The 15,007-nt window shown below is 36.3% G+C and carries 17 protein-coding genes and 1 pseudogene; 10 read left to right on the top strand and 8 right to left on the bottom strand.

The annotated features are described in order from the left end of the window. From AACZ92_RS15355 to AACZ92_RS15330, 6 genes are all read left to right on the top strand, one after another. Window positions 1–708, top strand: a 708-nt coding sequence (locus tag AACZ92_RS15355) for a permease-like cell division protein FtsX (protein WP_339703172.1), incomplete at its 5' end; no start/stop codon positions are given. Between the two features lie 40 nt (window positions 709–748). Beyond that, window positions 749–1,009 carry a DUF3098 domain-containing protein gene (locus tag AACZ92_RS15350; RefSeq protein ID WP_116694647.1) on the top strand — a complete coding sequence of 87 codons (261 nt, stop codon included), beginning with the start codon at window positions 749–751 and terminating at the stop codon, window positions 1,007–1,009. 3 nt (window positions 1,010–1,012) lie between these two features. After that, complete coding sequence (locus AACZ92_RS15345) at window positions 1,013–1,804, top strand: undecaprenyl-diphosphate phosphatase (protein WP_339703167.1); 792 nt, start codon at window positions 1,013–1,015, stop codon at window positions 1,802–1,804. Next, the gene (gene truB / locus AACZ92_RS15340; RefSeq protein WP_339703164.1) at window positions 1,805–2,503 is read left to right on the top strand and encodes a tRNA pseudouridine(55) synthase TruB; all 699 of its coding nucleotides are present in this window, start codon (window positions 1,805–1,807) and stop codon (window positions 2,501–2,503) included. A gap of 57 nt (window positions 2,504–2,560) precedes the next feature. Next, window positions 2,561–3,277, top strand: a complete 717-nt coding sequence (locus tag AACZ92_RS15335) for a hypothetical protein (RefSeq protein WP_339703161.1) — start codon at window positions 2,561–2,563, stop codon at window positions 3,275–3,277. Window positions 3,278–3,318: 41 nt separating this feature from the next. Next, window positions 3,319–3,906, top strand: a complete 588-nt coding sequence (locus AACZ92_RS15330; RefSeq protein WP_339703158.1) for a DNA-3-methyladenine glycosylase I — start codon at window positions 3,319–3,321, stop codon at window positions 3,904–3,906. On the opposite strand, the gene AACZ92_RS15325 is transcribed toward AACZ92_RS15330, so the two are convergent. From AACZ92_RS15325 to AACZ92_RS15305, 5 genes are all read right to left on the bottom strand, one after another. Then, on the bottom strand, window positions 3,903–4,256 hold the full coding sequence (locus AACZ92_RS15325; RefSeq protein ID WP_339703155.1) for a hypothetical protein: 354 nt from the start codon (window positions 4,254–4,256) through the stop codon (window positions 3,903–3,905). The genes AACZ92_RS15330 and AACZ92_RS15325 overlap by 4 nt on opposite strands. A gap of 172 nt (window positions 4,257–4,428) precedes the next feature. Beyond that, window positions 4,429–6,168 (bottom strand): agmatine deiminase family protein, encoded by a 1,740-nt coding sequence (locus AACZ92_RS15320; RefSeq protein ID WP_339703152.1) that lies wholly within the window; start codon window positions 6,166–6,168, stop codon window positions 4,429–4,431. A gap of 63 nt (window positions 6,169–6,231) precedes the next feature. After that, window positions 6,232–6,873 carry a leucyl/phenylalanyl-tRNA--protein transferase gene (gene aat / locus AACZ92_RS15315; protein WP_339703149.1) on the bottom strand — a complete coding sequence of 214 codons (642 nt, stop codon included), beginning with the start codon at window positions 6,871–6,873 and terminating at the stop codon, window positions 6,232–6,234. 104 nt (window positions 6,874–6,977) lie between these two features. Next, entirely contained in the window at window positions 6,978–7,352 is a 375-nt protein-coding gene (locus AACZ92_RS15310; RefSeq protein WP_117158374.1) for a DUF3127 domain-containing protein, read from the bottom strand. A gap of 54 nt (window positions 7,353–7,406) precedes the next feature. Continuing rightward, the gene (locus AACZ92_RS15305) at window positions 7,407–8,306 is read right to left on the bottom strand and encodes a flavin reductase family protein (protein WP_339703144.1); all 900 of its coding nucleotides are present in this window, start codon (window positions 8,304–8,306) and stop codon (window positions 7,407–7,409) included. Between the two features lie 127 nt (window positions 8,307–8,433). On the opposite strand from AACZ92_RS15305, the gene AACZ92_RS15300 reads away from it, so the two are divergent. Next, entirely contained in the window at window positions 8,434–9,585 is a 1,152-nt protein-coding gene (locus tag AACZ92_RS15300; RefSeq protein ID WP_339703141.1) for a HAMP domain-containing sensor histidine kinase, read from the top strand. Window positions 9,586–9,587: 2 nt separating this feature from the next. Next, on the top strand, window positions 9,588–9,932 hold the full coding sequence (locus tag AACZ92_RS15295) for a hypothetical protein (RefSeq protein WP_339703138.1): 345 nt from the start codon (window positions 9,588–9,590) through the stop codon (window positions 9,930–9,932). 52 nt (window positions 9,933–9,984) lie between these two features. Here AACZ92_RS15295 and AACZ92_RS15290 read toward each other — a convergent pair whose 3' ends face one another. Further along, a complete protein-coding gene (locus AACZ92_RS15290; RefSeq protein WP_339703135.1) occupies window positions 9,985–10,377 on the bottom strand; it encodes an HIT domain-containing protein in 393 nt (130 codons plus the stop codon). 2 nt (window positions 10,378–10,379) lie between these two features. Then, window positions 10,380–10,856, bottom strand: a complete 477-nt coding sequence (gene greA, locus AACZ92_RS15285) for a transcription elongation factor GreA (RefSeq protein ID WP_339703132.1) — start codon at window positions 10,854–10,856, stop codon at window positions 10,380–10,382. A 184-nt stretch (window positions 10,857–11,040) separates the two neighbouring features. On the opposite strand from greA, the gene AACZ92_RS15280 reads away from it, so the two are divergent. Then, complete coding sequence (locus AACZ92_RS15280) at window positions 11,041–11,469, top strand: hypothetical protein (protein WP_339703129.1); 429 nt, start codon at window positions 11,041–11,043, stop codon at window positions 11,467–11,469. A gap of 58 nt (window positions 11,470–11,527) precedes the next feature. On the opposite strand, the gene AACZ92_RS15275 is transcribed toward AACZ92_RS15280, so the two are convergent. Beyond that, complete coding sequence (locus tag AACZ92_RS15275; RefSeq protein ID WP_339703126.1) at window positions 11,528–13,702, bottom strand: TonB-dependent receptor; 2,175 nt, start codon at window positions 13,700–13,702, stop codon at window positions 11,528–11,530. Window positions 13,703–14,007: 305 nt separating this feature from the next. On the opposite strand from AACZ92_RS15275, the pseudogene AACZ92_RS15270 reads away from it, so the two are divergent. After that, window positions 14,008–15,007: pseudogene (locus tag AACZ92_RS15270) on the top strand (hybrid sensor histidine kinase/response regulator); the annotation flags it as partial.

The raw sequence follows: 15,007 nt of genomic DNA, 5'->3' as shown, positions 1-15,007 counted from the left end.
TTAAAAGACACCGCCAAAGAAGTTGAAATTACACAATTAAAACAAAGCCTAGCCTTAGCCGAATACACAAAAACAGCAGAATATATTAGCAAAGAGCAAGCCGCCGAAGCCCATAGCGCTACAATTGGTGAGAATTTTATGGACTTTTTAGGGTACAATCCGCTGCAAAATAGCATCGATGTATATTTATTAGCCGATTATGTGTCGCCTTCACAATTGGAAGAAATTACAGACGAGCTAATGACTAAAGATTTTATTGATGAAGTGGTGTACGATAAACCCCTCATCGCTCTGTTAAATGACAATGTGAAAAAAATTAGTTTTTGGGTGTTAGTCGTTAGTGGAATTTTCCTCTTTATCGCGGTATTGCTTATCAATAGTTCTATCAGGCTTTCAGTATATGCCAAACGTTTCACCATTAAAACCATGCAAATGGTTGGGGCTACCAAGCGATTTATTAGACGGCCTTTTGTTTGGAAAAGTGTGCGTTTAGGAATGATTGGCGCAGTATTAGCATTGTTAGGAATGGGACTTGTACTGTATTACCTCAACAAAAGCTTCCCCGAATTACAATTATTGGAAGACAAACTATTGTTAGTCGGTTTATTTGCAGGCGTATTTTTTGTAGGCGTGTTTATAAGTTGGCTGAGCACCTTTTTTGCAACGCAGCGATTCTTAAATTTACGCACGGACGAATTATATTATTAAACCGTACCTTTGCACCCGAAATCAGGAAACAATTATTAGTATGGGAGAACAGAAAAGAAAAGAAGAAGCCCAAAAACGATATTTTATATTTGAGCGTAAAAACTACCAGTTTATGCTTATTGGTATCGCCTTTATTGCCTTAGGCTTTATTTTAATGTCTGGCGGCGGTAGCGATGATCCCAATGTGTTTAATCCTGAAATTTACAGCTGGAGACGCATTCGCTTAGCACCTGCTTTAATCCTTATTGGTTTTGGTATTGAGGTGTACGCTATTTTACTGAATCCTCACAAGAAAAAATAATCCATGAATAGTTGGGATGCCATTCTCTTGGGTATTATCCAAGGGTTTACCGAATTTTTACCTGTTTCTTCCAGTGGTCACCTCGAGTTAGGAAAAGCCATTCTTGGCGATACCATGGTAGCCGAAGAAAGCCTTTTGTTTACTGTCGTTTTACACTTTGCTACGGCTTTAAGTACAATTGTTGTTTTCCGAAAAGATATAATTGAAATTATAAGTGCTTTGCTGAAATTTCAATGGAATGAAGAAACCCAGTTTATAGTGAAAATTGGAATTTCCATGTTGCCCGCAGTTATCATCGGGTTGTTATTTGAAGAAGAATTAGAAGCATTTTTTGGCGGAAGCATTGCCTTCGTAGGTGCTATGCTCATCGTGACGGCGGTGCTACTCTGGTTGGCAGACCGTGCTAAAAACACTGGAAAACCCGTTACGTTTAAAGATTCGTTTATTATCGGTATTTCGCAAGCTATTGCGATGCTTCCCGGTATTTCCCGAAGCGGTGCCACGATTTCTACTTCCGTTTTATTAGGAAATGATAAAAGTAAAGCCGCTCGTTTTTCTTTCTTAATGGTTGTACCGCTAATATTTGGTAAAATTGCTAAAGATGTATTGAGTGGCGACCTATCGGCCGAAAGCACCAACTTCACAACGCTTGGATTGGGCTTTATCGCGGCCTTTATCTGCGGCCTTATTGCCTGTACGTGGATGATTTCATTGGTGAAAAAGAGCAAACTTCGCTATTTTTCTGTGTATTGTGTAATCGTTGGATTGATAGCCATCATCGTAAGTTTTATCTAAATGACCGAACAAGATTTTAAAGACGGACAAGTACTATTAATAGACAAACCCCTTAACTGGACCTCGTTCCAAGTGGTTAACAAAGTACGTTGGCTTATTAAGCAACGCTTTGGTTTAAAGAAAATAAAAGTAGGCCACGCCGGCACATTAGATCCTTTGGCCACGGGGTTGCTTATACTTTGTACCGGAAAGTTTACCAAAAAGATTGAAACTTTTCAAGCTCAGGAAAAAGAATACACCGGCACACTTACGTTAGGAGCTACGACACCTAGTTACGACTTGGAAACTGAAATAGACCAAACGTTTGAAATTTCTGAAATTACTTCGGAAGAAATCAAGAGCACTACGAAACAGTTTACAGGGAAAATTCAACAGCAACCACCAGTTTTTTCAGCATTGAAGAAAGAAGGAAAACGCTTGTACGAATATGCCCGGGCGGGTGAAAAAGTTGACATTCCTACACGGACAGTGCATATTTCAGCATTTGATATTACTAGAATTGAACTTCCTGAAGTAGATTTTAGAGTCGCTTGCAGCAAAGGAACCTACATACGATCATTAGCACACGATTTTGGAAAAGCATTGGATAACGGAGCACATCTTTCAGCTTTACGACGCACAAAAATCGGTGACTTTTCCGTAGAAAATGCGACTACAATTGAAGCTTTTGAAAAATATCTACAAAAACCTACATCTTAATAATCTATTAATTACCAAGTGGTTTTGCATTATTTTACGTAATTTTTCCCCGAAGTAATGAACCTAAACTACTCATACCGATCCCTACTCGTAACTTCCCTGCTATTTGGGATACTCTTTTTATTGCTGTATAGCATCAAACTAGGCAATGTAAAAAAAGCAGAAGAACCTGTTTATGATATTGAATATGCAGAATTAGAAGAATTACTTCCCAAAGAACAAGAATTAGCAAAAATATCTTCGGAAAGAGTTGATGTAGAAACCAACCGTGCGTACAATGAAGCGGAGAAGTTAGTTGCTGAAATGAGCCAAGAAGAATTTGAAACTTCTGAAGAAATGCAAAAAAAAATGGCCGAAATAGATGCGGCTATTGAAAATTCAAACGCTTCTACGAGTGGAAATGGTTTACCTGCAGCGAAAAAAACTTCAGAAAAAAATAAAAAAACAAGTACAAGTAAAGCAAAAGAAAACTCAGGTAAAAAATCTGCCAATCGAAATACAACCGTAAGTTACCGTCTGGTAAATAGAAGTGATTTAGATTTACCCAACCCGGTTTATACTTGCCAAGGTAGCGGTAAAGTGGTTATTAACATTGTAGTGGATTCTTTAGGGAAAGTTATTAAAACTTCATATAGTGAAAAAGCTTCTACCACTGCAAACGGTTGTTTAATAGACAGTGCTATTGAATACGCAGAACAAGCCCGCTTTACCACAAAAGCCAGTAAAAAAAGGCAATTAGGAACCATTACCTACAATTTTCCTGGACAGTATTAATTTGTTTTAAATCTTAGTACCTTACCGTAAATTTTCTTTTTATGACAAAACAACGCTGTGCTTGGTGTGGAGATGACCCACTATATGTAGCTTATCACGATACCGAATGGGGAGTGCCCGAGTATGATGATAAAACCCTTTTTGAGTTTTTATTGTTAGAAACCTTTCAAGCTGGGTTAAGTTGGATTACCATTTTACGAAAGCGAGAAAATTTCAGGGAAGCTTTTGATGGTTTTGACTATAAAAAGATTACCAACTACGATCAAAAAAAGATTGGTTCGCTTTTAGAGAATGCAGGAATTATTCGGAATAAATTAAAAGTAAACTCTGCCGTGACCAATGCGCAAGCTTTTATAAAAACACAAGAGGAATTTGGGAGTTTTAGCAAGTATATCTGGGCGTTTGTAGATGGGAAACCTATTCAAAATGAATTAAAATCGTTGGAAGGAGCTCCAGCCAATACTCCGTTGAGTGATTCTATAAGTAAAGATTTAAAGAAAAGAGGTTTTAAATTTGTAGGTTCTACAGTTGTGTATGCGTACATGCAAGCAACGGGTATGGTAAACGACCACGTTATTTCATGTTTCCGGTATCAAGAAATTAAAGAGGAGGTTTCTAAACCTGCTTAATTCGTGCCAGAATACGTAATATCCTCGTTTTCTGAAGAATGTAAGCTTAAGACTTTTAAACTTTGCTTATACCTATATTTTAGGGTTTCGTCCGTTGGCTTTTCAATCGAGAAAAGCTTTTCAAACCATTTTTTAGCGGCTCCGTAGTTATTTTTAAAGTAATGAGCGTTGGCAAGTTTCTTATAAATAAAAGGAGTGCCATAGCCTTCTTTTACTACTTGTTCATACACTTTTATCACATCAACATCTTTATTGACATCTATATTTTTTTCAGTAGAACTGTCTTGTGCTGTTACTGTGAATGAAACACAAAATAACAACAGAAACAGAGCGAGGGGAAATCGTTTCATAAATTGGGGCGTAAGAAATTACTTTACCAAAAATGCTAATTATCTGACTAAAAAGCAAATAAATTCGACAAAATACAGGTTTGTTATAATTAGGTTGTAAAGAAAACAAAACCAACTGCAAATTATTGCAATTGGTTTGTTAAAATATTGGTAACATAAAGTAGCTTATTTACTACAACTTAAGTATTTTTTTATTTACCTGTCCAAACCGTCCTGTAAAGGTTACAAACAAGGTTCCTTTCCAATTCGCATTCAATTTTAAATTTATAGTTCCATTAGCATCTGTAATAGTTGTACTGTATAACTGTTGACCTAAAATATTATAAACTGACATTTCTACGGGGCCTTCTATAGCATTTAGGTTAAAGTTAACTTCATCTATAGCTGGATTAGGATAGGCGCTTGAAATATTACTCTCCGCCCATTCTTCGGCAGATAACGTAGCGGTATCAATTGTCCAATATCCTTCTGGAGCAACAATAGGTCTATTTATAGTTTTTCCTGAATTTGCTTCTGCATGGATGTAATATTCAATATCTACATCTTCTAAAGGCAACGTGAGGTTGGTTGTCCAATTATCATTACTACTTAACGTCATAGAAGCTTGAGTATAATCTGAAGCCCCTACTTCTCTCCAATAAAGATTAGCAGTATTGATACCTGAATTGTGTTTTATCATGGCATTGATGGCTATAGCACTTCCTGCCTGTGCTTCTTCTATAGGGTTATGGACAATCCATAATGGGTTTTCTACTCCAATAGTATGAGAAATACAATGAATAGCTCCTGATAATGAAATTAAATTTTCTCCTGAGTTGTCTACATCTATTGGTACAATGTTATAACCCGGTAATAATTCTTCCAAATAATCTAACGCTGGTTGGTCTACTTCTGGTCGATATGTAGGCACCATTACCGTTTTATTTACAAAAATCATATTACTGTAGGTTCTATAGCTTCCGCCAGTATCGGGATACGCACCAGATGGGCTTGGTGGAGCAGGAATCCATTTAATTTTATAGGGTGTTCCAAAAGGCGATTCAAAATTATCTAACACGTAGTTTATATTTTCCTCGATTTGTGGACCATCGGCCACGCCTTCAGGATATTCGCTTACTAAAATGGTTTCTTCATCCAATAACTTCATATGCATATCAATATGATGAATACCATCATACGGAAGAGTTTCCATCTTAATATAATTTTCTATGCCCATATACTCATTCATAATAGCATCGATTTCACTTTCGGTTTTTGCAGACACTCCATAAGGGTTACCCGGTGCATTTTCTTCTAAAACCAGTTCTGAAGCAAATGCATTTCCCATTCCGTCACTCATATAATTTCCGCCTGTGTTCACTAAATCGCTGCTTCCAGAAGTAGTTGTATAAATAGGCATGCCTACTAAATTTGCATGGGCAGTTGGCATAATATCATCATTAGGCCTTGGTCTATTATAAATCCAATCGGTAAGAGCTCGTTCTCCTACATCATTACTGTAAATGGTATTTCCTGCGTAATCTCGAATCCAGATAGTATCAAATTCTTCATTTAAAAAAGAAACATTGGTTAAGTCTACTCCTTGAGATTGTAAATACGATTCTACCGAAGCTTGATTTGTCGTAGTAATAATCACTTTACACTCTTCAACTCCTGCTTCTACTATCTGTTTTAGAATGTTTGGAAAACTTGGATCCCAACTTACTACTAAATACTCAACCTCTTCCCATTCGGCAGCAGCGCGAACCGGAGTGCTTGGCGGCGGTGTAATTCTATTAGATGTAAATTGATAATCAGCTATTAATTCTTTCTCAGCTTCTGTTAATCCTTTTGGTAATGGTTTTTGCTGTGAAAATGCTACACTAGAGCAGAATATTGTAAATAATAAGAACTTGAGGTAATGGTTTTTCATAATATGGAATTAATATTACGAAGGTACTTTTTTTAATGCTAAGAAAGAAATCCGATTAAACCTTTAAAAATTAAGGTGTTGAAAAAATTCTTTTCTAGAAATTTCTTCAGCCCCTAAGCGCTCTAAATGTTCGGTATAAACTTGACAATCGACAATTTTATAATTTTTTCCTTTCAGAAATTCTATCAAATGATAAAATCCCACTTTTGAAGCATCACTTACCTTTGTAAACATACTTTCGCCACAAAACACTTTTTTATCTTTTAAATCAACTCCATATAAACCTCCTACTAGTTTGGCGTCTTTCCATACTTCTACTGATATGGCATGACCTTTTTCGTGTAACTTAATATATGCTTTTTCCATTTCTGAAGTAATCCAAGTTCCATCTTGCCCTTCTCTTCTAATGGAAGCGCAGTTTTCAATTACATCTATAAAATTTTGATTAAATGTAACCGTGAATTTTTCAGAATTAATGGTTTTTCTAAAACTTTTTGAAACCTTTAAATTCTTCGGAAATAAAACCATCCGTGGATCTGGGCTCCACCATAATATAGGTTGCCCGTCTGAATACCAAGGAAAAATTCCTGATTGATATGCCAATAGCAATCGCTCTGGAGATAAGTCGCCACCAACGGCTAACAACCCATCTTCTGAAGCATCGGTAATGGGTGGAAACCAAAGTTGTTCGGTTAAAAAGTGCATAAAATGGGTTTTACCTGTGGGTGAACTATACAACCCAAAAATAAAAAAAAGCCCGAAACTGATTGGTTTCGGGCTTCTAAATAATATTTCTGATTGTTTTTTAATTAAAACGGCAAATCGTCGTGATCTTCTTCGTTTAAATCGTTTGCTGGCTCAAAAGCATCTTCTGGTGGCATTGGTGGCATGTTTTGCGAAACAGATTGGTCTACATTCTCAATACGCCATCCATTTAAGGAGTTAAAATATTTTGTTTCTCCTTGTGGGTTTGTCCATTCGCGACCACGAAGGTTAATACTCACCTTTACATTTTGCCCAACGTTATATTTATCCAGCAAATCGGTTTTATCTTGTATAAACTCTATTAAAATATGTTGTGGGTACTGCTCTTCTGTGGTTACGACCATCTCACGTTTTCTAAAACCATTGCTTCCGTAAGTTTTAGTATCATCAATCATCTTTATTTTTCCTTGTACTTCCATCGTATTCGTTATTGTGTTATTGATTTATTCGTTATCAAGATTTAATTTTTCTTTTTATTGGTTCGGTTTTTCTGAAGTAGAACGTGCCAACAATAAATTCCATGCTTCTGTTATTTTACCATCGCAAAGCAACTCTTGTGCTCTAGTGTGAATTTCTTCCTCAGTACCCGAAGCGATTAAGTATTGTTCTGTTTCCGAAGCATCTTCAATGTATGCTTGAATTTGCTGGTGTGTTGGTAAGTTTTCCACGTTACCGAGCATTCCCAAGTCATTTCCAGTAAGGATACTACTTGTTCTTATTGGCTTGGGTAAGGCGTCAACTCCCATTCCTAAAGTTCTAAGGGGTTTTGGCACCTCAAACATACCAGTTTTTGCACGGGTGTACCAATTACCTCCCATACGTGCTACAGCGTCTAATTTGTCTGGATCAATACTCCCTTTATCATCTAAAATACTTTCATCTACATGGACTTTTACTACTTCGCAAATTACTAAGTTCCCAGCACCTCCTTCTTTTCCAGTCTCGATAACTTCTTTCACCTTGCATTCAAATTGAACAGGTGATTCGGCCACTCTAGGTGGTTTTACAACATCGGAAGGAATTTCGGTAAAGCCCGCTTTAACAAACTCGTTCACACCTTTATCGTATTCCGTAGAAGAAAGGCTCATTTGCTGTACCATAGCGTGATTTACTATGTTGATGACCACTTCTTTGGTTTCCAACACGTTCTCTAACGTATGCTTGGTAGTATTACCACGAACCCGGCGTGCCGGTGAAAAAATCATTGTAGGTGGGTTAGCGCCAAATACATTAAAAAAACTAAATGGTGATAAATTTACATGTCCGTCTGCATCTACTGTACTGGCAAAACATATAGGACGTGGTGCTACGGCGCCTACTAAGTAGCCGTGCAGTTTTTTTGTGGTAATTTCTTGTGGGTCAATACTAATCATAAGCTACAAAGGTACCCAAACTTAAAAAGTTGTAAAAATTTGATTGTACAATAATATCAACATATTTGCTTTATATTTATTCCCCTTTAAAATTAACTAAAGAAGAAAAACACATTTTACTTTTTTTATGTTCAACAAAATAGCTTTTACTCGTTGGTTTTTTATTGCTGCCTCCACAATAATAATTAGTCTTATTTTATGGAACACGTTTGTTTTTTTTAATCAATTAAAAGATGACGAGCGTAATAAAATGAAGGTTTGGGCGGCTGCTCAAGAGGAACTTCAAAAACTGAATCCTGCAGAAGACGCTATGAGCGAAACAGCTTCGGTAGTAATACAAAGCAACAATACTACACCGATGATTCTGTACAGTCCAGAAGCAGATACTTACAACGAACGTAACATCCCTGAAAATCAAATTAATTCTCCTAAAAAAAGACAAAAACTAATTGCTCAGTTTTCTTCAGAATACAAACCCATTAAGGTTTATTATAAAGATGAATTATTACAGGTAATTTACTATGGAAATTCATCTTTAATCAACAAACTAAAGTATTATCCAGCGATGTTAATCGTGATCATATTGCTCATCTTTTTGGCCATTTATCTATTTTATCAAACATCTAAATCTGCCGAACAAAACAAACTCTGGGCCGGTATGGCTAAAGAAACAGCACACCAAATAGGCACTCCGCTATCTTCATTAGTAGGTTGGACTGAAATTTTAAAAGAAGAAAACGTAAACCAAGAATATGTTACGGAAATAGAGAAAGATGTGGATCGATTGCAAACTATTACCGAGCGATTTTCAAAAATTGGGTCTGTGCCAAAACTTGAAAAAACAGATTTGGTTGCTGAAACACAAACTGCTTTTGATTATTTAAAAAGGAGAAGTTCAAAATTAATTGATTTCCAATTAAATATTCCTAAAGAGCCTATCCCAGTTTTACTGAACGAACAACTTTTTGGGTGGACCATAGAAAACTTAGTAAAAAACGGTATCGATGCCATGAAAGGAAAAGGAACCATTACCATCTCCATTGAAACAAGTAACAAAAAAGCATATTTACGAATAAGTGATACTGGTAAAGGAATTCCGAAAAGAAAACATAAAATGGTTTTCTTACCCGGTTACACTACCAAAAAAAGAGGTTGGGGACTCGGACTTTCGTTAGTAAAACGTATTATTGACACATACCATAACGGAAAAATACACGTTTTAAACAGCACGCCCGGAAAAGGAACCACGATGGAAGTGGTATTACGCTTACAAAACTAAATATGATAACAAGACACGTATTACACACCGCACGCCTAAACAACAATTGCCCAGAATGTTACGACACGGATGGTTTGGAGTTTACTTTTACCCAAGAGGAAAAACACACAAAGCTGTATACTCAAGCAAATAAGGAAATTGATGAAAAACTATATTGCCATACGTGCAAGAATACTATTTACCCGGTAAATTGGGATGAAGATATTGAACGAGTTTACCAATACCACAAAAAACAAGCACACCCAAACACTAACTATCTAAAATTAAAACCATTAACGTATGGGTTAATTTTATTTGGGATTGTGATAATTGGAGCTGCAACCTTTTTACTTTTGAATCAAATATGACTATAAACCATTACTAGTTTATAGTCATTCCTCTTTTTGAATAAAAAAGTGCTTAATCTAAGTTTTTATGGATAGCGGCAGCCAATTGAGAAAGTTCATCTTGTGACATGTCAACTTTTTTAGAAAAGTCCATATCACTCATTCCATTGAGCGGAATTAAATGTACGTGCACGTGTGGCACTTCCAGACCTATAGCAGCCATCCCCACTCGTTTACAAGGAACTGTTTTTTCAATTGCTCTGGCTACACGTCTAGAAAATTGCATTAATCCTAGATATTTATGCTCTCCCATTTCAAAGATTTTATCCACCTCTTCTTTTGGAACACATAGAGTATGTCCTTTTGCATTAGGGTTCACATCAAGAAAAGCGATAAAACTATCGTCTTCAGCCACTTTGTGGCTTGGTATTTCGCCCTTTATTATTTTTGTAAATAGTGTTGCCATGATTATCCCCTTGTTATCTCAAGAATTTCAAATTTCATAGTTCCATTAGGAACACTTATTTCAGCAGTGTCACCTACTTCTTTTCCTAAAAGTCCTTTTCCAATAGGTGAATCTACAGAAATTTTTCCGCTTTTTAAATCTGCTTCACTCTGTGCCACCAGTTTATATTGCATTTCTGCTCCGGTAGATTGATTTTTAATTTTCACATTGGAATGTATTAATACTTTTGATGTATCCAATTGTGACTCATCAATAACTCTAGCATTTGCAACAACTTCTTCTAATTTTGAAATACGCATTTCAAGCATTCCTTGTGCTTCTTTAGCAGCATCGTACTCGGCATTTTCACTTAAATCACCCTTATCTCTTGCCTCAGCAATAGCTTGAGAAGCTTTTGGGCGCTCCACATCTTTTAATTGATTAAGCTCTTCCCTTAATTTTTTTAGTCCTTCTGCAGTGTAATAAGATACTTTACTCATAACTTCATCGTTTGTGTACTAAACACGTTATTCTTTTATTTTATATAGAACACCACTTTTATGTTGGCGTTAAGATATTAAACACAAAAAATCCCATGCGCTTGACGGGATCTGTTCTAACAAATATACTAAAAAATAACTTGTTGCATAAATAATTGTAATTTCGCGATTGAAAAATTAAGCTATGAAAAAAATTGTTTTCCTCTTATCACTTAGCATGCTATTTGCCTGCAAAAATGATGATGATAATTTAGACGATAATCCTTTTTTAACGTCCCCCTTGGTAAATTTAAATCTAAATTTAAATCTGCCAGAGTATAATTCCCTTAACTTCCCAAGCAATTCGCTAGTGGTTACTCGACAAGGTATTCGAGGCGTTGTTATTTATAATGTGGACAACACAACGTATCACGCTTTTGAATTAAGCGACCCGAACCACGTGCCTACAGATTGTTCTCGTATGGAGATTGATGGTATTGAAGCCACTTGTCCTTGCGATGATGATAATAAATACAATATTATAACTGGCCAAAACATAACCGACCCAAGCCGTTACCCTATGCAACGTTATCGTGCTGTACGTTCAGGCAACACTATTAGTATTACAAACTAATTATTAGAAAGCCTGTTCAATTTGAACAGGCTTTCTTTACTATATTACTACATTGGTGTTAAAACTTAATAGTCGCCCCTACTAAGAAATTAGTTTTAGCTTGTGGGTAATACCCTGCACCTTCAAATGTGGTAACATCTCCTTGGTCGTTTACACCATCAAACGTAAAAAAGTATCCGTTAGAAACATATTCTACATTAAAAATGTTGTTTACCAATCCGGTGAATAAAATTTCGTTTACAAAAGGTACATTTTCCCAGCGATACGCAATATTTAGGTTGTTTATAAAAAAGCTATCCAGTTTTGAAACATCACTGTCAATATTTCCCATAAATTGTTCGCCCACGAACTTAGACAATAAAGCCAGTTGTACATTTTTTACTGGACGATACTCTAGCATATTTCCAGCTACAATCTCTGGTGAAAAGGAGATATTTGTATTTCCAAGATTCACTAATTCACCATTTTGAGAGGTTACAAAATCTACATTTTTATTGGAGCTTAGCGCCACATTAGGACGGATACTTATTTTTTCTGAAATAGCAATAGTGGCATCCACCTCTAGCCCTAAACGATAACTTTCACCACTAGTGGTTCGAAGCGGTGCGCCTACATCATTCAACTCGCCCGAAAGCACCAACTGATCTTTATAATCCATATAAAACAAATTGGTATTTACTTGAACTTTTTCTGAAGCAAAACGCCACCCTAATTCAAAATCGTCTAATTTTTCGGGTGTGGTAATGTCTTCTTCAAAATCGTTTCGGGTAGGTTCACGATGCGCTCTTCCGTAGGAAGCATAAAACTGGTTGGCATCGTTCAATTGAAATGAAACCCCCGCTTTGGGGTTAAAAAAACTATACGTTTCATCTACATCAATTGGTACAACATCTGATGTAATTCCGCCAGTTTCATAACTCAAAAAACGTCCTTGTAAATCTCCAAATACCTGCCATTGATTATTAAATCGATAGGTAGCTTTTGCAAAGGTTGTAAACTCGTTTTTAGTAGCATCGCTAAAATAGTATCGATCTCGTATTTCAGAATCACTTGCGTAGCGTGCCCAAATTACTTCGCCATAGTGATCGCCTTTATAGGTACTAAAAAATACTCCTGCGGAAATATTAAGCGCATCATCTTTGTAGTTTACATTGGCATTTACGGCGTAGAAGTCATTATCTAACCAACGGCGACGTATTAAATCGGTAGTATTAATAGTATCACCCCCTATTTCAATAGGGTCAAAAGCGTAAGTTCCAAAATCCTCGTCTTCTTTATATTGTTCAAAATAGCCTCTTCCGTAGGTATAATTTAATGCAACGTTACTACTCCAGTTGTTATCGTAACGCTGGTTCCAAAGGACTTGATAATGATCTTGCGCGTAATTATCTACTTCGTTATCATAAAAACGAGTGTTTCCATCTTCGTCTGTGTACATTCCTGATGGATTAAACGTTCGGTCATTTTCCAACGTTTCGGCATCGATACCATTCCAAGCTTGATATGTTTCTTCGGTTCCACCAAAGGTTAATACTTTTATCAGGGTGTTTTGGTCTTTATAAGCCCCTTGCAAAAAATAGGATTTTAAATCGGAACTTGCCCTGTCAATATATCCATCTGATTCAATTTTGGATAGACGCCCGGCGATTTCTATGCGATCTTTTAAAAGTCCAGTGCTAAATTTCACATTGTGCTTTCGGGTGTTGAACGAACCAAATGAATTTGAAATTTCACCGTAGGCTTCATCAGAAGTTCCGTCGGTTAAAATATTCAAGCTCGCTCCAAATGCCCCAGAGCCATTACTTGATGTTCCTACACCCCGTTGTAACTGTAAGTTTTGAATAGAAGAAGCAAAATCTGGCATGTTTACCCAAAAAGTTCCTTGGCTTTCAGAATCGTTATAAGGGATTCCATTTAGTGTTACATTCACTCGTGAGGCATCACTACCTCTTACACGAATATAAGTATACCCAACGCCGGCTCCGGCATCACTGGTAGTTACTACAGACGGTAAATAGTTGAGTAAATAAGGAACATCTTGTCCTAAATTTCGGGTTTCAATTTCCTCTTCATTGAGGTTTGAGTGGGTAATTGGCGAGTCTGCATCTACGCGAACTGCCTGGATAAACACTTCTTCCAAGCTTTCAACTTTGGTTGAATCTTGCTGTGTTTCTTGTGCGATGGCTGCTATGGTTGTTGTTAGTAAAGCAGCCGAAATAAATAACGATTTCATTCGTAAAAATTTAATTACGAATAAAAGGGGCCATTATTCTCGGTTAATAAAAGGTTTAAAATTTCCAATAAAAATGACTTCTATTGGCTACAACTGCTTGTTGTTCTTTTCCTAAACAGCATTACCTGTTCTAGGTTCTATGGGTATAATCTCAGCTTCAAATAATTTAAAAAATAAATTAAAATAGGCACCCCTTTGAGATGTGTGGCAAAAGTAATCAAGACTTTAAGATTGTAAAAGCCTAATCGTACTTTTTTATCATATCATTAATATGCTGTCGTTTACATTGTATGTATTTTTGACCCATGCCAAAAACCAAAAACAGGTTTACTTTTAAAATCATCCTAAGCTATCTGGTTTTAGGAGCATTGGCTGTTGTTGTAGGGTATTTTATTTATTCTGAATATAAAAACTATGTTATTAACCCTACCGAGAAAACTGAAGAAAAAAAGTTTTTTGCTACAGGATCGCTTGTAAACCTAGTATATGAAGCCGATAGTTTTTCGCGTTTGGCACTGTTAACCCAAAAAGAAAAAGATTACAAAAAATATATCACCTTAAGTGATTCGCTCTTTGAAAAGGTAGAAACTATAAAGTTACTCACAAATGATGAAAGCCAGAAAAGACAACTGGATAGTGTGCGCGAACTGCTTACCGAAAAGAAAAAAAACATAGAGCAACTTCGTATTTTAAAGATTACCAATAGTAAGGATACCTCGCTGGATGATATTTTAAATGAGTTTAAAAAATTAGACAACTCCATGGGCAAACTCACCTTGGAAACCTTTGTTGAAAATCCTGCCGCCCTTTCCCCCAAAGAACGCTCTTTTTGGAACTCTTACATTGATATAATAAACCAGAACAACGATGTAGACACCACTCAGGTTCAAGCCCGTATGGTCGATTCTATGTTGGCGCAATCCCGCTATCTTGTTGCTGAAGCTAAGCGTGAAAATTCGAGAGCACAGCGTTCGCTTCAACAAAAAGAGAATGAATTGATTAGAAACGATTTAACATTATCTTCTCAGTTACGTCTTCTCATTACCAATTTTGAAGCTGAAAACACAAAACTAAACAACCTAGAAAAAACTAAAAGAGAAGCTTCGGTAGCAAGAACAGTCACTATTTTACAAGGAGCAGCAGTGGTTGGGTTCGTGGTAATTTTACTTTTTACGTATTTTATTTTAAGTGACTTTTTTAGAGCCGAACGCTTTAAACAATCACTTGAAAAATCAAAAAAATATGCTGAAAACTTACTTAAAAGCAGAGAGCAGTTAATCGCTACCGTAAGCCACGATCTTAAAA

The organism is uncultured Marixanthomonas sp., from assembly GCF_963974425.1.
GTDB lineage: Bacteria > Bacteroidota > Bacteroidia > Flavobacteriales > Flavobacteriaceae > Marixanthomonas.
Note: the sequence above shows the minus strand (reverse complement) of the source record. Positions and strands in the feature narration are given on the sequence as shown.